This is a genomic window from Sphingomonas sp. PvP056 (genome assembly GCF_040549155.1).
Taxonomy (GTDB): domain Bacteria; phylum Pseudomonadota; class Alphaproteobacteria; order Sphingomonadales; family Sphingomonadaceae; genus Sphingomonas.
Genome location: NZ_JBEPST010000006.1, coordinates 220895 through 240245, shown reverse-complemented (window position 1 = coordinate 240245; position 19351 = coordinate 220895). Strand labels below are relative to the sequence as shown.

General features: G+C 64.8%; 14 protein-coding genes. 4 read left to right on the top strand and 10 right to left on the bottom strand.

Annotated elements, in window-relative coordinates; genetic code table 11:
* The first annotated feature begins 1 nt into the window (after position 1).
* Entirely contained in the window at positions 2-1033 is a 1032-nt protein-coding gene (locus tag ABIC17_RS15425; RefSeq protein ID WP_354283228.1) for a glycoside hydrolase family 43 protein, read from the top strand.
* On the opposite strand, the gene ABIC17_RS15420 is transcribed toward ABIC17_RS15425, so the two are convergent.
* Positions 1022-1549, bottom strand: coding sequence for a hypothetical protein (locus ABIC17_RS15420; protein WP_354283226.1), 528 nt, complete (start codon positions 1547-1549; stop codon positions 1022-1024). The two genes, ABIC17_RS15425 and ABIC17_RS15420, sit on opposite strands and share 12 nt — an antisense overlap.
* A 231-nt stretch (positions 1550-1780) precedes the next feature.
* On the opposite strand from ABIC17_RS15420, the gene ABIC17_RS15415 reads away from it, so the two are divergent.
* Together ABIC17_RS15415 and ABIC17_RS15410 are read left to right on the top strand one after the other, a co-directional pair.
* On the top strand, positions 1781-4792 hold the full coding sequence (locus ABIC17_RS15415) for a TonB-dependent receptor (RefSeq protein ID WP_354283224.1): 3012 nt from the start codon (positions 1781-1783) through the stop codon (positions 4790-4792).
* Between the two features lie 86 nt (positions 4793-4878).
* Positions 4879-5985, top strand: a complete 1107-nt coding sequence (locus ABIC17_RS15410) for a cellulase family glycosylhydrolase (protein WP_354283222.1) — start codon at positions 4879-4881, stop codon at positions 5983-5985.
* Between the two features lie 78 nt (positions 5986-6063).
* On the opposite strand, the gene ABIC17_RS15405 is transcribed toward ABIC17_RS15410, so the two are convergent.
* The 6 genes from ABIC17_RS15405 to ABIC17_RS15380 form a co-directional block, all read right to left on the bottom strand.
* A complete protein-coding gene (locus ABIC17_RS15405) occupies positions 6064-6855 on the bottom strand; it encodes a ThuA domain-containing protein (RefSeq protein WP_354283220.1) in 792 nt (263 codons plus the stop codon).
* A 174-nt stretch (positions 6856-7029) separates the two neighbouring features.
* Positions 7030-7302: a hypothetical protein gene (locus ABIC17_RS15400; protein ID WP_354283218.1), complete on the bottom strand. Its 273-nt coding sequence runs from the start codon at positions 7300-7302 to the stop codon at positions 7030-7032.
* A 99-nt stretch (positions 7303-7401) separates the two neighbouring features.
* On the bottom strand, positions 7402-9222 hold the full coding sequence (locus tag ABIC17_RS15395; RefSeq protein ID WP_354283215.1) for a methyl-accepting chemotaxis protein: 1821 nt from the start codon (positions 9220-9222) through the stop codon (positions 7402-7404).
* Positions 9212-11251, bottom strand: coding sequence for a TonB-dependent receptor plug domain-containing protein (locus ABIC17_RS15390; protein ID WP_354283213.1), 2040 nt, complete (start codon positions 11249-11251; stop codon positions 9212-9214). The genes ABIC17_RS15395 and ABIC17_RS15390 overlap by 11 nt, the downstream gene beginning before the upstream one ends.
* Before the next feature lies 1 nt (position 11252).
* Positions 11253-11750, bottom strand: a complete 498-nt coding sequence (locus tag ABIC17_RS15385; protein ID WP_354283211.1) for a YfiR/HmsC family protein — start codon at positions 11748-11750, stop codon at positions 11253-11255.
* A gap of 186 nt (positions 11751-11936) precedes the next feature.
* Positions 11937-12752, bottom strand: a complete 816-nt coding sequence (locus ABIC17_RS15380; protein ID WP_354283209.1) for an ATP-binding protein — start codon at positions 12750-12752, stop codon at positions 11937-11939.
* Positions 12753-13005: 253 nt separating this feature from the next.
* On the opposite strand from ABIC17_RS15380, the gene ABIC17_RS15375 reads away from it, so the two are divergent.
* Complete coding sequence (locus ABIC17_RS15375) at positions 13006-14067, top strand: mannose-1-phosphate guanylyltransferase/mannose-6-phosphate isomerase (RefSeq protein ID WP_354283207.1); 1062 nt, start codon at positions 13006-13008, stop codon at positions 14065-14067.
* Between the two features lie 45 nt (positions 14068-14112).
* Here the strand turns inward: ABIC17_RS15375 and ABIC17_RS15370 are convergent, their stop codons facing one another.
* The 3 genes from ABIC17_RS15370 to groES form a co-directional block, all read right to left on the bottom strand.
* A complete protein-coding gene (locus ABIC17_RS15370; protein WP_354283205.1) occupies positions 14113-16893 on the bottom strand; it encodes a TonB-dependent receptor in 2781 nt (926 codons plus the stop codon).
* A gap of 255 nt (positions 16894-17148) precedes the next feature.
* The gene (gene groL / locus ABIC17_RS15365) at positions 17149-18795 is read right to left on the bottom strand and encodes a chaperonin GroEL (protein ID WP_354283203.1); all 1647 of its coding nucleotides are present in this window, start codon (positions 18793-18795) and stop codon (positions 17149-17151) included.
* Positions 18796-18848: 53 nt separating this feature from the next.
* Positions 18849-19136, bottom strand: coding sequence for a co-chaperone GroES (gene groES / locus ABIC17_RS15360; protein ID WP_010162031.1), 288 nt, complete (start codon positions 19134-19136; stop codon positions 18849-18851).
* Positions 19137-19351: the final 215 nt, after the last annotated feature.

The window sequence follows — 19351 nt, the reverse complement described above, 5'->3', positions numbered from 1 at the left end:
GATGACTATCTTGACCCGCCGCAGTTTCGTCGCCGGTGCCGCCACCGTCGGGCTCGCGCAGCCGCTGCTGGCGCGGCAGTCGCGTGGCGAGACGATCGTCAACCCGCTGGTCCGCCAGCGCGCCGATGCGCAGATCGCGCTCCAGGCCGACGGCTTCTACACCTTCACCGCGTCGGTTCCCGAATATGACCGCGTGATCCTGCGGCGGGCGAAAACGATCGCCGGGCTTGCCACCGCGCCGGAGACGGTGCTGTGGCGTCGGCCCGCCTCGGGCAAGATGGCGGGGCATATCTGGGCGCCCGAGATTCACCAGATCGACGGCCGCTGGTATGTCTATGTCGCGGCGGGGAATGGCGGGGACGTGTTTCACATCCGCACCTACGTCCTGCAGTGCGACGGCAAGGATCCGGTGACGGGCAAATGGTCGGTGCTGGGGCAGCTTGAGACGCCGTGGGATACGTTCACGCTCGATTCGACGACCTTCGTCCACCGCGGGACGCGCTATCTTTGCTGGGCGCAGCAGGAGCCGGGGATCGAGACCAACTCCAACCTGTATCTTGCACCGCTCGCGACGCCGACGACGCTGGGGGCCAAGCCGACCCGGCTGACCGTCCCGACGCTTCCGTGGGAGGTCCGGGGGTTCAAGGTCGCCGAGGGGCCGGCACCGCTGATCCGCAACGGACGCGTGTTCGTGACCTATTCGGCGAGCGCGACCGACTCGCGCTACTGCCTCGGTATGCTGACTGCGCGCGACGACGCCGATCTGGTGGATCCGGCGGCGTGGACGAAATCGCCCGAACCGGTGTTCAAGACCGCGCCCGAACGCCGCATCTACGGCCCCGGCCACAACAGCTTCACCGTCGACGGGCGCGGGCGCGACGTGCTGGTTTATCATGCGCGCGATTACGACAAGATCACCGGCGATCCGCTGTACGACCCCAACCGGCATACGCGCGTCCAGGGCTTCCGCTATCGTGCGGACGGCACCCCCGACTTCGGAATGCCGGCAGCCAATGGGCCGCTATCGATCTGATCGTGCCGCCGGGGCGATGCCGGGGTGGACCGACTGTGCCTCCAGGACCACTGGGTCGCTCGCCAAGGCGTGGAGATAGGCGTGTCGCTCGGGCGTGCCGACGCCCAGGCGGCCCAGCCTACGGTTTTGGTCGCGGGTGAGGGTAAACTGCCGATAGCCCAACCGCGTCAGGCACTGCTCGGTGGTGTTGAGCATCACGACCTGGACCTCGGACAGCCGCTTCTCGGGGCGTAACCGCCGGACCATCAGCGCCTGTTCTGTCGCGAGTTCGGTGTCGGAAAGCTGCATCGTGAGGTTGCGCTCCGCGAACCGTTCGGCGGCGGCGAAGGCTTTGGTCGCGGGTTCGCCGGCAATGTCCGCATTCGCGCCGAGCCTGCCGCACTGAACCGCGTCGGCGCGATATTGGGTAAGCGGAACGCCGGCGCGTCCCCAACTCGTGCTTGGCGCAGATGCCGAAGCCGATGCGGAAACCGCAAGCAGCATCACAAGGCAGAGGCTGTTCGATGTGGAAGGCACGCGCGGTGATCCCTTCAAAAACCGTGGTGAGCCCGAACAGAACCGCAACGCTGGCTCGCGCAAATCCTATTTGCCTAACAATTGAAGTCTAGCAAAATATTGATCTGTTCAGGATGCAGTAATCCATTCTGACAGGAACGGCTTGACCACGATCAGTTAGTCGGACAAATAGGCTGGGAGAGTGAGTCCGACGGCAACAGCCGGACCGCTTGATGAGGAGAGGGGAAAATCATGAAGCGCTTCGCACTGTTCGTTTCCGCAGCACCGTTCGCATTGATCGCGGGGGCCGCCTGGGGGCAAACCGCACCGGTTGCGGAGCAGCAACAGACACCGGCTCCGAGCGCGCAGCCCGGCGTGCCATCGGTCGCACAGACGGAGGCCACGCAGGCGGCGGAAGGCAAGAGCCCCGGTACCCAAGCCACCGAGAATCTGTCGCCCGAGGACGCCGGTGCACAATCGGCAGACACCCAGGCTCCGGTCGCGGGCCCGCCGACGCCGGCTGTCCCGGCGGGTGATATCGTCGTCACCGGCTATCGCGGCAGCCTCGGCAGCGCGCAGGCGATCAAGCGGAACTCCGATGCCATTCTCGATGCCGTCGTGGCGCAGGATATCGGCAAACTCCCCGACAATACCGCCGCTGAATCGATTGCGCGCGTTACCGGCGTGCAGGTCAACCGGTACAGCGACGAAGTCAGCCAGGTGATCGTGCGCGGTCTTCCCGACGTTGCCACGACGTTCAACGGTCGCGATATCTTCACCGCCGAACTCCGCCGGTCGCAGCTGCAGGATTTCCCGGCTGGCGCGCTCGCTGGCCTCGAAGTCTACAAGTCGGGAACGGCGGATCTGCTCGAGCCGGGTCTTGCCGGTCTGATCAACGTCCGCTCGCGGCGGCCGTTCGATTTCACCGAGAAGTTCGTCGTCGCCGGCGGGATCCGTGGCACGTACAACGACCAGAGCAAGAAATACGACCCGCTGGGCAATATCCTGGTCAGCGCGCGGACCGACACGGCGATCGGTGAGATCGGCCTGTTGGTCAACGCATCCTACGCTCAGTCGCAATATCGAAACGCCGTGCGCTTCGCGAGCGGCAACGTTCCGACCACAATCCCCGACAATGTGACGGTGAGCCCCAACTCGGTCGGACGCGCCTTCCGTATTCCGGAACGCGTCGGCGTGTTCAACGACAGCGGCAAGCGCTGGCGCCCCGCGTTCAACGCCGCTGCGCAGTGGAAGCCGGCGGCTAACCTCGAATTCTACTCCGACTTCCTGTACCAGGGGTATCGCGGCCGTGGTGCCAACGACCTGTACGAATCATCGCTGCTCAACAGCAGCGCTGCGTTGTCCAACGTCGTCCTGCGCGAGGGCAATCCCGATCAGGTCCAGTCGCTGACCAAGACGGGCGGCGAACGCGGGCAGGCGTATCGCAGCACCAACGTCAACAACACGGATACCTATCAGGGGGCCGGCGGCTTCAAGTGGAACACCGGCCGCGCGCGTATTTCGAGCGATCTTGCCTATACGACCAGCCATTACGATTCGAACGAATATAGTTTCGACATGGCGCAAACCACCGCGCCGACGATGGACGTGAATTTCTTCGTCAATGGCGGCAGCGCCTTCAGCCTGCCGGGCTACACCGCCGACAACCCTGCCAACTACCTTTGGCGCGGCTATTACGAGAGCGTCTACCGGGTGAAGGGATCCGGCTGGCAGTGGCGTGGCGACATCGATCTCGACACCAATATCTCGCTGTTGCCGAAGCTGCAGTTCGGCGTGCGCTACACGGATCGCGATGCGTCGCTGCGCCGTGGCAGCCGCTACGCCTATACCGAGAATTTGCGCATTCCGCTGGCCGACACGCCCGCTGGCGAGCCTGAACTCACCGCAAACGCGTTCCGCGGGCAGACACAGGGCTGGACCAGCTGGCTGATGCCGACCCGTTCCGGGATCGAAGGCAATGCCGTGGCGCTCCGGCAGTTTTCGCAGCAACAGCTCCAGACCCTCGTCGCGGCCAATCCGAATGACGTCGGATATCGTGATGCGCTCCGCCTGTTCTCCACGCCGGAGGTGCAGCTCGATCCGTTGCAGGCCTTCCTCGCGAAGGAGCGGACCTACGCTTTCTATGGTCAGACCAAATATGAGTTCAACCTCGGTTCGGTCCGGGTGGACGGCTTGATCGGCGCGCGCGTCGTCAACACGGTCGGGCGGTATAGCGGTCAGGGAACGGTGCCGGTCGTGGTCAACGGCGTCATTCAGCGCGACGCCGGCGGCAACGTCGTCACCGCGGCACAAGCGATCTCGACCAAGGCCAATTATGTCGACATCCTGCCCAATGTGAGCTTGCGGTTCCGACCGGACGACAAGCTGCAGATCCGGTTCGCCTTCACCGAGACGCGGACCAAGCCGGAATTCAGCGCGCTCAACCCTGCGGTAACGTTGACTCCGAACGTATCGCCGACCGTGAACGCCGATGGCACGCCGGTCACGATCCTGAATGATCCGCGCTTCCCCGCCAACCTGCAGGGCCGTCCGAACTATTACGGCAATGGCGGCAACCCGAACCTCGTTCCGCTGACGTCGAAGAACTATGACGCCACCATCGAATATTACTTCACCAAGAACGCATCGCTGACCGCATCGTTCTTCTATCGCGATCTGTTCGGCTTCCTGTCGGGGTACACGCAGCGTTTCCAGGATCCGCTGTACGGCCTGATCGAAGTCAACGCGCAGGCGAATGCCGGCGCTGGCAAGATCAAGGGCATCGAGGTCGGCGGACAGACGTTCCTCGATTTCCTGCCCGGCATCTTCGGCGGGTTCGGCGTCCAGGGGAACATCACCTATCTCGATGGCAAACAGCGTTTCCCGGTGGATTTGAGCCCCGCCAACACGACGCCACCGCTCGTGGGTATTCCGGGTCTGTCCAAGTGGAGCTACAATGCGGCGCTCTTCTACGAGAAAGACGAGATCTCGACTCGCCTGTCGTATAACGGCCGGTCGCGGTTCCTGAACGGAAACCAGGTCGTCGACGGCGCCTATTTCGGCGAAGGAACCGAAAGCATCACGCGCATCGACTTCTCGTTCAACTATACGCCGGTCAAAGCGATCACGTTGACGTTCGACGCGTCCAATCTGCTGGCGAGACCATTCCGGAACTATGCGCAATATGGCGCGAACCGTTCCTACCCGCGCGACGTGCGCGACGAGGGACGCTATTACGGCCTGGGCGCGCGGTTCCGCTTCTAAGCATGCCTGATGCGGCGGAAGGGCGTGGACCCTCCGCCGCGATTTGCCGGTCGGTCCGGAAGGGGAGTCCAACGATGCGCTTCGTCATGACGTTTTTGGCTATCGCGGGCACGCTGGCCGTGCCGGCGGCGGCCGATGCCCGCGACCTCTGGACGAAACAGGCGGCCAACACCTGGTATGCGCGTCAGGCCTGGCCGGTCGGGGCGAATTACGTGCCGGCGAACGCGATCAACCAGCTCGAGATGTGGCAGGCCGAGACGTTCGATCCCGCCGTCATCGACAAGGAACTGGGCTGGGCCGAAGGCCTCGGCATGAACACGATGCGCGTGTTCGTCCACAATCTGCTGTGGGAGGCGGATCCCGAGGGTCTGAAGCGCCGGATGGACGCGTTCCTGAAGATTGCCGCGCGGCATCACATCCGGCCGGTCTTCGTCCTGTTCGACAGCTGCTGGGATCCCAACCCGGTCGCCGGGCCGCAACATCCCCCGATCCCGGGCGTCCACAATTCCGGCTGGGTACAAGGTCCGGGCGCGGCCAGGCTCGCCGACCGGCAGGGGCATCCGAAACTCATCGCTTATGTGAAGGACATCGTTGGCCGGTTCGCGAAGGACGACCGCGTGCTGGCGTGGGACGTGTGGAACGAACCCAATAACGAGGGCGGCGGAAACTACGTGCCGACACCCGACAAGAAGGCGCTTGTGGCCGAATTGATCGCGCAGGTTTTCCAGGCGGCGCGTGCGACCGATCCGGTGCAGCCGCTGACCAGCGGGCTGTGGACCGGCGAGCATTGGGACGAGGCCGCGACGCTCGATCCGGTCGAACGCATTCAGGTCGAGAATTCGGACGTGATGAGCTTCCACGACTATAGCTGGCCCGAGAAGTTCGCAGCGCGCGCACGGCAGATGCAGAGCTATGGCCGTCCTGTCTTCTGCACCGAATATATGGCGCGAGGGGCAGGCTCGACGTTCGACGGTTCGCTGCCGATCGGCAAGCAAGGCAAGATCGCGATGATCAACTGGGGCTTTGTCGACGGGAAGAGCCAGACGCGACTGCCGTGGGACAGCTGGAAGAAGCCTTACACCTTCGACGAGCCGCCGGTGTGGTTCCACGAGGTGTTGCGCAGCGATGGGACGCCCTATCGTGCGGCGGAGGCCACGCAGCTTCGCACATTGACGGGGCGCGGGCAGAAATAGTCAGCCCGGATCACAGCCCGGCGGGGACGCCGGGCGACGCGGCGCATCCCGCCGAGCGTTACCCAATACCCCGGGCCGTTACTGTGCCGCCCAGCGGATCGCGTTGGTAAGCATCCGGTGATAGTTGGGATCGTCGTAGCTCTCAGGCGAATGGCCGAGCGCGGAATAGACGACGCGGCCTTTCGTCGTGGGATTGATCCACACGACCGGGTGCGCGCCCATCATCAGCTTGGCACCGGGGCGATACGACGCCTCGTCGATCCGCGCGAGCACGGTCATGCCCGCCGCCGCAGGGTTGGCGTCGAACGAATACCATTCGTCGACGGGTGACCAGGGCAGCTTGACGCCGGCCATGACCGGATGGCGCGGCTGATCCACGACGATCCGCGCGGGCTGGAACTGGTCCGGGCCGCCGGGATGGCCGATGAACTTCGTCCCGATGATCGTCTTGGTATACCAGGGTCCGGTATGGCTGTTGTCGCCTGCGGCATGCAGCGCCACGATCCCGCCACCGCGGGCGACGAAGCGTTCCAGGGCGGCGCTCTGGTCGGGCGTCATGAAGTCGCCGCTCGCGCTGTTGAGCACGACGACCGAGAAATGGCGAAGCTGATCGTCGTTGAAGACGGCCGCATTCTCGGTGACATAGCTCTTGCGGTCGAGGCCACGGGCGATGTCGGCGAGGACGACGTTGGAATGCGGGATATGTTCAAGGTGCCGCCAGCCGTTGGTCTTGGAAACGATCAGGACCGCACGGTTCAGATTTTCGGGCAGGACGGGTGCCACCGTATCGTACGTCTTGGTCGGCAAATGCGGGTTGGGCGCGGCCTGACCCATCGTGAGCAGCGCAACTATCGCCAGCATCTTGGACATCGTACGCCCTTCCTCTCATCGTTCCGGCGTCGTCGGCGATGCAGCGAAGACCTCGGGTCTTCGCATGGCATCATCGCTACTGTTGCTCAACGACTTGGCGCATCTGCGCGCCGAATGCCAGAGCATCGCGCACGGCCCCAGCGTCATTCGTGGCGCAGGGGCCGTGCGGACCGACTATTCGAGGTCGTTTTCGCTGATGACGATCGTTGCCTGATCGCTGTTGCGCGCCAGCGCGACGAGGCCCGCCTCGGCGACGGTATCTTCGAAGCGGTTGAACTGCTCGACCGCATCGCCGTCCGGCGCATCGCCGCTCAGCGCTTCGAGGACGGCATATTGCACCGCGAACTGATATTCGTCGCCATCGACCTCGCCGATGAACTCGACCAGTTTCTCGTCCTCATTGTCCATCACGGACGATTGAGAGATATCCATCTTGTCGGCAGCCATGCATTCACTCCAGTCTGTGTAGAGTCCACGGTGTGCGTTCGGCCGCAGCGGATCAAGATGTCGGTCGAAAACTTTTGTTGCTGCGCGCAGACCGAGGGCTCAGGCCGCCTGCTGCGTGTCGGCCTGTCCAGTGTCGCCATTGACGACGAAATGCGCGGTGAAGCGCTGTGCATCGTTGGCCAGCGACTGCAATGTCAGCTTCAGCATCGCACCGGTTTGCTGCACTTCGTTGATCGACGCGAGATTCTGGTCGACCGACGAGGAGATCTGACGGCTGGCTTCGGCGAGCGTCTGGCTGCGGTCCTCGACCGCGGTGATGCGGCCGTTCAATTGCTCGATCGCGCGGGTCTGGCCGCGTGACATGGTGGCGACGCGGCCGGCCCCGTCGTCGAGGCTGTGGATCAGGGCACCGAGGCTCTCGGTCGTCTTCACCACCGACTGGATCTGCCCCTGGACCGCTTCGATCTTCGAGCGGACGTCGCGGGCGCTCGCACCGGTGCGCGACGCGAGCATTTTGACTTCGCCCGCCACCACCGCGAATCCGGCACCCGCCGGACCCGCGCGTGCCGCCTCGATCGAGGCGTTGAGCGCGAGCAAATTGGTCTGCTTGGAAATCGCGGTGATGACGTCGACGATCTGTTCGATGCTTGCGGCCTGCTGCTGCGACAGCGCGACCGTCTCGTTCGCGCTGCGGGCATGTTCGGTGATCGACTTGGCGGCGAGGCTGGTACCGGCGACTTCACGGTCGATATCGTCGAAGGCGCGCGCGAGCGACTGCGTTTCCTTCCCCGCTTCGAACATCTCGGTCGCGAACATGTCCGCAATGACGTCCAGGTCGTGCGCCAGCCGGCGATTGCCGTTGATCGCACCCTGCAGGCTAGCGGCATTGGCCTCGAGCTGGATCATCGCGCCTTGCGCCTTGCGGATGATTCCGGTGACCTGGCGGTCGAATGCTACCGCCAGCTGCTGCAGCGTGCGTTCGCGCTCCTGCCGGGTCTGCGCTTCGAGGGCAGCGATCGCGTCGGACTGGCGTTGCTTTTCCTCCTGCGCGCGCAGTCGCAGGGTTTCCGCGCGCACCGCGAGCGTCTTTGCCTCCGCACGGTGGGCCTGGAAGGATTCAAGCGCGGTTACCACCAGCCCGAGTTCGTCGCGCCGTTTCAGCGTGGTGAAATCGATCTCGCGCTCGTTCATCACCGCTTCAGTCGCCGCCGCGATCCCGGTAATCGAAGTGACGATCGAGCGACCGACGAGATAGGCCATGATCAGGCTGATCGCGGTGCTGACGACGAGCGCCAGCAACAGGATGAGAATCGTGATCCGGGTGATCATCAGCGCACCGCCGGCCCCGCGATCCGCGCGCCGGATACCCGCGGCAGTGACTTGCCGGATCTGCACGTTGATACGCTGCGCGTTGGTACGGAACGGCTCGATCATCGCGGACGTGCTGGCGAAGTCGATCGCGAGCATCGAGGTCAGCACGTCGACGGTCGCGATATACTGGTCGAGTTCCCCGACGACGGGCTTCAACGCATCCGCCTGGTTCGGATGCGTCTGGCGGAACTGGACCAGCCGCAACCGGACATCGCGCAACTCGGCGCGGATCACGCCGACCTGCGGATCGATCGTCACGGTCGGGTTTGCCGCCTTGAGCACGAGCAGGTGATAGACGTCGAGGTTGGCGGTATCGAACCGCTGGGTGATCGCGTTGAGGCGATTGATGTCCTGCATGTCGTGATTGACGATGTGGTCGACGCTGCGACCGGTCAGCAACAGCGCGGTGGTGCTCGCGATCGCCATTGCCATGAACAGCACCAGCATGATCGCGGGTGTCGCCGCGACCTTCGTCCTGATCGAACGGTTGGGTAGTCTCAACCGCTCCTCGAGCCGCTGGACCAGCCGTGGGATTGCGTCAAAGCGCAAGGCGTACCCCCGCCCGGACACGCCGATCCGCCGGGATCGGCGAGACCGCAGCACCGCCCGCGAGCGCCAGATTCTCGCCCGCGGCGAACAGCTCGACCGCCTTCGTCACGCGGTAGCCGACGCGGGCGTCGAGCGCGACCGCATCGCTGACCCGGTACAGCAGCAACTGTGGCGTGGGTGAGAAGGCAAGCTGGCGCGTCGCAGAGGTGTAGCGCGCCACTCCGCTGAGCGTCACCGGGCCGATGTCATACCCAAGCACGACATTGGCCTTGTGGAGCGGCGTGGTCGACCGCGGCGCGAGCGCATAGGGAATCGGCAACGTTACCGGGGGCAATCGGTCATCGGTGTGCGTCCAGGTATAGTTCGCGCGCCACGTCAGCTTCGCGAGCGACCCCGACGCCGCCAGTTCGACGCCGTAGGTGGTATAGTCGCCGACCGCGCGGAACCGTGCGACCAGCGAGGGCAGCGGTGACAGGAACAGCTCGGTCTGCAGACCGTCCCCCGGCGATGCGATCGCGTCGCGGGTCCAGGTCGCGAACCCGGTCGCCTCCAGTTTCACGCCACCGAGCGGGTGGGTGTAGCCGATCTCACCGCTCCATACCGTGACGGGATCGATCTGCGGCGACCCTGCGACGAAGATCGGCACGGGGGAAGGAGTGATAATCGGAATGCGGATGCCGAAATTCACGAGAGAGGGAAGCTGATAAGCGCGACCGCCGTTGATCCGCAGCAAACCGTCGGCGCCGGTGTGGATCAGCAATGCCGCGTTGAAGCTGAACCGCGTGAAGGCGCGGTCGAACGCGGCGGGATCGTCATAGACCGGCTGCGGCATCGCACCCGACTGGTGGAGCCAGAGCCGGTCCAGCCGCCCGGCAACCGTGAACGACACTTGCTCCTGCGGGTGCAGGTCGAGCATCGCATTGGCCGAGGCGACATCATAGGAGATGCGCTGTGCGAACTGATATTCGGACTCGAGCCGGTTGTTGCGATATTCGGCCCCGAGCCGCAGCGTATTCGTCATGTCGAGCCGGATCAGCGACGACGCTTGGCCGACGATGATACGGTTCTTGTACTCGATCGGATCGGTCGCACCCGGCCCGGCACCGACGCCATACTGCGCATCCAGCCAGTTGACGTAGCCGTTGACGGTCACGCCGCCCCAGCTGGTGTCGCGGGTCGCCGATCCGTGAATCGTGTCGCTCGTATAGTCCTGGTTCGACAGCAGCTGGCTCGGCAGATATTCGACCTGACGATTGGTCGAATGGCCGCCGCCAAGCGCAACCTGCAGCGCGCCGAACGTGCCGTCGACATCGGCGGACAGTTGATCGCTCGCGACATCGAAGACCATGTCGGGGCGGAGCAGCGTCGACGGGATGCGGCGTTCGTCCTCGCGCGCGCGGGCGGCGGCGAGCTTGATCCCGATGGAAGGCGTGACCGGCAGCAGCACTGACGCCGCCAGCTTGCTGATGTCGTGGTTGCCAAGCTCGGCGGTCGCGGTCGCCGAGGGGGCGGACGTGCCCCGCCGGGTGATGATATTGACGACGCCGCTCGCGGCATTGAAGCCGTACAGCGCGTTCGCCGGGCCGCGGACCAGCTCGATCTGCTGGATTTCCTCGAGCTGGACGCCGAGCAGGTTCCAGTCGGTCATGCCGTAATGGTCGAGATAGACCTGCCGGCCGTCGACCAGGACGAGCAGCTTGGCATTGTAGGTCTGAACCCCACCGCGCACCGCGACGTCGGTCTGCCCAGCGGTCCAGCGGTTGACGTCGATTCCCGCGAACGTCTTGAGCAGCCCGGGCACATCGCGCGCCGGCGAGCGCGCGATGTCGTCGCGCGTGATGATCGTCGCGGAGGCGGGCAGTTCGGACGCGCGTTGCGGCGTGCCCGTAACGCTGGTCGTGACCGGCTCGCCGACGGTTGCCTGCAACGCCTGGTAATCGACCGCCTGGGCAAAGGCGGCAGCCGGGCTCAGCGCGGCGCCGATCGTGAGGACCGTGCGCAAGCTATGGATACGCAAAGGAGCAAACATCTCAGATTTCCTTGACCAGCATCAGGAATGCCGAGCCGAAGCAGATTTTGGAGGCGCGCGCGGCGGCGCGGTTGACGATGATCTGGGTCTTGGGCGCCGAGGTGATTCCGACCACGCACCGGCTCGCCTGGACACAGGCCGTATCGGACGAGATCGTCAGGACCGACGATCTGGCAGCCGCGGCGGCGATTCCGCCCTGTTCGGCGCGCAACCCCGTGGTGACGAAGGCGATGTCGAAGCCGCTCAACGAGCCCATCGTGCCGATCGGCAGACGGCGGGCGCGAATCGCACTGCGTCCGGCGGCGAGACCCGATCCGATCGAGCGTTCGATCGCATTGGCTTCCGCTTCCGAGGCCGCATTGTCGGGATCGAACAGGATCGCCGCCGCGACCGTTCCGCTGGGCGGCGGCTGAAGGAAGGAGACGACTCGCGCCGCGATTGGCACGTTGAGTTCCGCGCTCGACGGCGCGGCCACGACCAGCACCATAACGGCGCACATGGATGACCAGGATTTGAACACGCTACCCCCTACACGACGATCAGCGTCATCGCAGGCGGGCGTCTCCAATCGGTTAACACGGCGGTTAAGTGACGGTTAGGTAGGCAATATTCTGGACCTGCGGTCGCTGTGCGCATTCAGCACGAGGGGCTTTCCTCGTCATGCTTCAGGCGATTTCGCTGCGCGTCAGACCTCGAGCGTGCGGCCGTGGCGACCGGCGAGGTCGACGATGTAATGCCATGCGACGCGTCCAGAACGACTGCCGCGGCGAGTCGTCCAGCCTACTGCATCCGTGGGGTCGAACGGCAGGTCGTGCACGGTCGCATAAGCGCGGACGATCGCCAGATAGCCGTCCTGATCGACGACATGGAACCCGAGGCTCAGTCCGAATCGGTCCGCCAGCGCAAGGCCGTCATCGGCAGCGTCGCGCGGGTTGACCGCGTTCGGCTGGTCGATCAGGTCGCGCGGGACGAGATGGCGGCGGTTCGACGTGACCACGAGCCGCGCATTGGCCGGCCGCGCCTCCGCGCCGCCATCCAGCATAGAGCGCAGCGCGCGCCCGTCGGCGGCGGCATCGAACCCGAGATCGTCGAGGAACAGCAGGAATGCCCGCGGCACGTCCGCGATCAGGCGGAACAGCGCGGGCAAAGTATCGAGCTGCGGCGTGACGATCTCGATCAGCGCGAGGTTTCCGCCAGCGGCCTGCACCGCTCCGGTCACGCTCTTGACCAGCGCGGACTTGCCCGACCCGCGCGCGCCCCACAGCAGGACGTCGTGTGCGGCGGCACCGTCCGCCAGACGCTCCGCCGTTGCGAGCAGCGCGGCCTTTTGAGCATCGATGCCATGCAGCCGGTCGAGCGGCAGCGGGCGAAACGCACGCACCGGTTCGAGCGCCACGCCACGCCAGACATAAGCCTGGTGCGCGGACGGATCCGCCGACTCTGCCTGGGGCGGGGACAGGCGTTCGAGCGCGGCGGCGATACGGGCGAGCGGTTTGGTCATCGCCGGAGTGCTACACGCCGCGGCGGGGTATCGCCAGCAGGAGCACGGCATTGGGGATTGTAATGCCCGAACAGTCTGATGATCTTGCGGATACCCTGCTTGCCTCGACGGAAGCCCGACAGGGACTCTGTCGGCGATGGAGGCCGATCTGGCGGAAATCGACAAAGAAGGGTTGAAGGCGGGAGCCCGCGCGGGCATCGCGGGTTATCAGATGTAAGCGCGCGTTATAGCGAGCGGAGAAGAGGAATTTTGTATGTCGCAGTCCACGTCGATCGTTCCGGTTATCCTGTCGGGCGGATCGGGGACTAGACTGTGGCCGATGTCGACGCCCGAGATGCCCAAGCAGATGCTGGCACTGACGGCGGACGAAACGATGCTCCAGCTGACTGCGCTGCGCGCACAGGGGGAGACGTTCGCCGCGCCGATCGTCGTGGCGAATGCACGCCATGTGGACATGGTGGAAGCACAGCTGGAGGCGATTTCCGCTGCACCGCAGGCGCTTATTCTCGAACCGGCCGGGCGCAACACGGCACCCGCGATCGCGTTGGCGGCGTTGGTGGCGGCAGGCGATGCGCCGCTGCTCGTGACGCCGTCGGACCACGTGATCCTCGACGTGCCCGCCTTTCATGCGGCGATCCAGGCGGCGTTGCCGCTGGTCGAGCAGGGGTGGCTGGTGACCTTCGGGATCGATCCGCAAGCGCCTGAGACGGGCTATGGCTGGATCCGTATCGGCGAGGAGATTTCGGGGGGCGTCCACCGCGTCGCCAACTTCGTCGAAAAGCCGCCGCGTGATGCCGCCGAGGCAATGCTGGCGGCGGGCGATCACGCCTGGAACGGCGGGATCTTCCTGTTCCGCGCCGATGCGTATCTCGCCGCACTCGCGACCCACGCGCCCGAGATGCTCGCCGCCTGCGAGAAGGCGATGACGAGCGCGCGCCGCGAGGGAACGCGCGTGTTCCCCGATGCGGCGGCGTTCGCTGCGGCACCGTCCGATTCGATCGATTATGCGGTGATGGAAAAGGCCGAGCGCGTCGCGGTCGTCCCCGTCAGCATGGGGTGGAGCGATCTCGGCAGCTGGGATGCGCTCCACGAAATCAGCGAGCGCGATGCCGACGGCAACGCGCACGGTGGGCAGGGCGACGGCGAAGTCATCGCGATCGACACGAAGAACTGCCTGGTCCGCAGCGACGGCGCGCGGATCGCGCTGGTCGGGGTCGAGGACCTGATCGTCGTCGCCAGCGGCAAGGACATCCTGATCCTCCCGCGCGGGCGGAGCCAGGAGGTCAAGGCGCTGATCGAGGCGATGAAGCGCTGATACGAAAGCGATCCCCCCGCCGCGGGTGCGGCGGGGGGATGGGCATCAGAAGGCCAGCTGGACGCCGACGCGGAAGCTCTGGCGATACCGTTCGTTCTCGATCACCTGGGTCTTGACCGCCTGATACCGGCGCCAAGGGGAATCGAGCAGATTGCTCGCCTCGACGAACAGCGTGTACGCCTTGACCGGCGAGAAGCCGATCCGCGCGTCGAGTGAGTTGTTCTCACCCGTATATTGATCGGTCGCGATCGAATCCCCCAGCGTGTCGAGATAGGCCGATCGATAGGTATAGGCGAGCCGCGCGGTCAGGCCGTATTTCTCGTAGAAGATCTGCGCGGTGCCGATGTATTTCGACTGAAGAAAGTTGGGCACCTTGTCCGCGCGATTGGGGACGCCGCGCGCGGACCCGTCGGTATAGGTGAAGTTGCCCGACACGCCGAGGCCATCGAGCGGCGATGGCAGGAAGTGCAGCTGGGTCTGCAGGTTCGCCTCGACCCCGTAGAGCTCGGCGCTCTGCGCGTTGATCGGCTGCGTCACCAGCGCGTTGCTGAAGGTGACGCCGCCGAACGTCCCCGCGCGGTTGACCCCTGCGGTAAAGATCGGATCGTCGAGATGCTTGTAGAAGGCGGCGACCGACAGAATGCCCTGGCCCGGCAGGTAATATTCCGCCGACAGATCCCCCGCGACCGCCTTGTACGGCTTGAGCGCGGGGTTGCCGAGCGCGACCACGCCCTTGTTGTTCGTCGTGTCCGATACGCTCGTATAAGGCGCGAGATCGGCATAATTGGGCCGGCCGATCGCGGTGGTCGCTGCCGCACGCAGCACCAGCCTGTCGGTCGCGTCGAAGCGGACGTTCAGGTCGGGGAAGGCGTCGGTGTAGCGCCGCGTATTGACGACGTTGAAGCCCTGGCTCGCGGTCGAGGCGGTGGTGAAGGACTTGCCCTTGTACGTGCCGTCGGTGTGCTCGACCCGGACGCCCGGGATGATGGTGAGCGCGTCGAGTTTGAACGTGCCCATGACGTAACCGGCGAAGACCTTCTCGCTGAGGTCGTAATCGTTGACCAATGAGTTGGCGAGGCTGCCCGCCGCGTCGAGCGTCCGTGCGCCGGGGTTGGTGACGGTGTAATAGGTCTGCGCGCGATCGTAATCGATCCGCGGACCGACCGCATAGCGACCGTCGTAGATCGTGCTGCCATCATTGGTCGACGCGCCGGTCGTCGAAAGATTGCCCGCGGTCAGATTATACTGCTGGAAATCGCGGTTGTTGGTCTTGTCGGTCTGCTGGAACTTGCCGCCGAGCTTGATCGTGCTGTCGCTGCCGAGCCCGATCGGGACGGTCAAATCGGCGCGGCCCTGGTACAGATCCTCCGCAGCGCGACGCCGGTCGTAATTGACGCGGTAGCCGCTGAAGAGGGCGGGGTTGGTCGGCGTCGCATTGGCGGTGTTGACGGTGAACAAAGGATCGCTGCGATCGAGCGACAGGCCGGTAAGCGCGGTGCTGCCGGTGCGGAACGAATATTCCGAGCGGAGCGGATCCTTCTTGAGCGCCTTGCTGTAGGTGCCGCTGACTTCGAGCTGTGACCCGCCGAACCCGAACTTGCCGCCCAACTGGCCGGTAAAGGTCGAATCGTCCTCGTTGCGCAGCCGCAGGAAGCGCGTCCCGCGCGAACTGAACGTGCCCCCCGCCGCGACCGTCGCGGTCTGCGGGATCTCGATGCGGAACTGGTCGCGCGTTTCGTGATCCTTGAACGCCGAATAGAGCGTGCGGAGATAGACACTGGTGGTCGCGTTCGGGCGCCAGTCAAAATTGCCGACCGCGCCGTAGCGGGTGCGCGTGAGGTTGTAATCGCGGACGCGGAAATCGTCGGGGACCGCGACGCCGTTGACCGTCTTCCAGTTGGACGATCCCTGGAAATTCTCGGATTCGATCGGGCGGCGCGAATAGTTGGCCGACAGCACGACCCCGAAGGTCTTGTCCGCGCCGAAGCGCGAGCCAGCGGTGATGTCGCCCTCATACGGGCTGCGGCTGTTGAGGTTGTTGTAGCCGTTGACCAGCCGCGCGTTGGCGAACGCCTTGGTCCGGTCGAATGCGGTCAGCGTGTCGATGTCGACTTGTCCGGCGATCGCATTGGCGTCGCGATCGGGGGTGAGCGATTTGATGACGGTGACCGAGCCGATCAGCGACGACGGGATATCGTCGAGCTTGACCTGGCGTCCCTCGGGCTCGGGGGCAGGCGCAGTCTGGCCGTTGATCGTCACGTTGGCGAGGTTGGGGTTGGCGCCGCGGATGATGACGTAGCGGCCTTCACCCTGATCGTTGGCGACCGAGATGCCGGGCAGGCGGCGGACCGCTTCGGCGACATTCTGGTCGGGCAGCTTGCCGACGTCGTTGGCATTGAGCGTATCCTGGATGACATTCGACGTGCGCTTCGCTTGCAGCGCGCGGCGGTCGGCGGCACGCTGGCCGGTAACGACGATGTCGTTGCCCGCGGGGTCGGCGATCGGCGCGTCGAGCCGGAATTCCACGACGGTCGGGGCATCGCTCGACACCGCCGCGCGCGTGGCGCGGGGGTAGCCCACGTAGCGGAAGGTCAGCTCGACCGGGCCGGCGGGAAGATCGCGCAGGACGAACATGCCGTCGTCGTCGGCGACCGCGCTGCGGTCGCCTGCCGTGACGGTTGCGCCCGGAAGCGCGTTGCCCGTCGCGGGATCGACGACGCGCCCGGCGATGTCTGCGGCAAAGGCCGTGGTTGCGGTCGAAGCGAGCAGGGCAGCACAAAGCGCCGCCCGTGGCGCGCACGTGCGCGCCCGGAAGTTTCCGAACATTAGCGATTTCCCCTGACAAAGGCCGGGGGTTCCCGGTCCTTCGTGATCCTGGCGCGCTACCCGATGTTCATGACGGCAGCGTGACGGTCGGGCGGATCACGTGGGAATCGTGCGCCTTTCCTGTTCCATACGAAAAGGGCCGGGGGATTGCTCCCCCGGCCCTTCGCGTTGGTCCAGCAGATGGTGGCCGGGCAGGTCCGGTTTCTCCGGATCCGTCGGGCCTGCGTGGCTTTCGCCGACGCAGGCCCTGTCGGATCAGAAGTCCATGCCGCCCATGCCGCCCATGCCGCCGCCGCCGCCCATGGGCATGGCGGGCTTGTCTTCCGGCATTTCCGACACGGCCGCTTCGGTCGTGATGAGGAGGCCTGCGACCGATGCTGCATTCTGCAGCGCGGTGCGGACGACCTTGGTCGGATCGATCACGCCGGCAGCGACGAGGTTCTCGTACGTGTCGGTCGCAGCGTTGAAGCCCATCGTGGTGTCGTTGCCGTCGAGCAGCTTGCCCGAGACGACGGCGCCGTCATGGCCCGCGTTGCTGGCGATCTGGCGAACCAGCGCGGTCAGCGACTTGCGGACGATGTCGATCCCGCGGGTCTGGTCTTCGTTCGCGCCGGTCAGGTTCTCGATCGCCTTGGTTGCGTACAGCAGAGCCGTACCGCCGCCGGGGACGATGCCTTCTTCGACGGCTGCGCGGGTTGCATGCAGCGCGTCGTCGACGCGGTCCTTGCGCTCCTTGACTTCGACTTCCGACGAACCGCCGACCTTGATGACAGCAACGCCGCCAGCAAGCTTCGCGAGACGCTCCTGGAGCTTCTCCTTGTCGTAGTCCGAGGTCGTGTTCTCGATCTGCTGACGGATCGCATCGGTGCGGCCCTTGATCGACTCATGGTCACCAGCGCCATCAACGATGACGGTGTTGTCCTTGTCGATCGTGACGCGCTTGGCGGTGCCGAGCATGCCGAGCGTGACCGACTCGAGCTTGATGCCGAGGTCTTCCGAGATCATCTCGCCCTTGGTCAGGATCGCGATATCCTCGAGCATCGCCTTGCGACGATCGCCGAAGCCGGGAGCCTTGACCGCTGCGACCTTGAGGCCGCCGCGCAGCTTGTTGACGACGAGCGTGGCGAGCGCCTCACCCTCGATGTCTTCCGCGATGATCAGGAGTGGACGACCCGACTGAACGACCGCTTCCAGGATCGGGAGCATCGCCTGCAGGTTCGACAGCTTCTTCTCGTGGATCAGGATGTAGGGATCCTGAAGCTCGACCGACATCTTCTCGGGGTTGGTGATGAAGTAGGGCGAGAGGTAGCCACGGTCGAACTGCATGCCTTCGACGACGTCGAGCTCGAATTCGAGACCCTTGGCTTCCTCGACGGTGATCACGCCTTCCTTGCCGACCTTCTCCATCGCTTCCGCGATCTTCTCGCCGACTTCCTTGTCGCCGTTGGCGGAGATGATGCCGACCTGGGCGACTTCATGCGAACCCGAAACCGGCTTCGAACGCGCCTGGAGATCCTTGACGACTTCGACGACCGCGAGGTCGATACCGCGCTTGAGGTCCATCGGGTTCATGCCGGCCGCGACCGACTTCATGCCTTCGCGAACGATCGCCTGGGCGAGAACCGTTGCGGTGGTCGTGCCGTCGCCAGCGATGTCGTTGGTCTTCGACGCGACTTCGCGCAGCATCTGCGCGCCCATGTTCTCGAACTTGTCCTTGAGCTCGATTTCCTTGGCGACGGTGACGCCGTCCTTGGTGATGCGCGGGGCACCGAAGCTCTTGTCGATCACGACGTTGCGGCCCTTTGGCCCCAGCGTGACCTTGACCGCGTCGGCGAGAATATCAACGCCGCGGAGAATGCGCTCGCGGGCGTCACGCCCGAATTTTACGTCCTTGGATGCCATGGTGGGCTACCCTTTCAGAAGTTGAAGATAGTGAAGGTCGTTTACGGAAAGACTCAGGCAACGATGCCGAGAATGTCCGATTCCTTCATGATCAGAAGGTCTTCGCCGTCGATCTTGATTTCGGTGCCGGACCATTTGCCGAACAGCACCTTGTCGCCGGCCTTGACTTCGAGCGGGTGGATTTCACCGGCTTCGTTACGCGCGCCAGTGCCGGCGGCGACGACTTCGCCTTCCTGCGGCTTTTCCTTGGCGGTTTCCGGGATGATGATCCCGCCTGCGGTCTTCTCTTCTGCCTCTACGCGGCGGACGAGGACGCGGTCGTGCAACGGACGAAAGTTCATGCGCGGAGTCCCTTATCTTGTGAACAGCTGTTGGCACTCGCCATCGGTGAGTGCCAGCACACCGCATATGCGTACGCCACCCGGCATCGTCAATACGGGCGATCCGCGATTCTCTGGTCAGCCGGTCCTATTCACAGGCAGGCCGAACCGCCCCGCAAAAGCTGTGTTGCGCCGCTAACACGCATTTACTCCGCCCGGGGGCTGCTCTAGCTGTA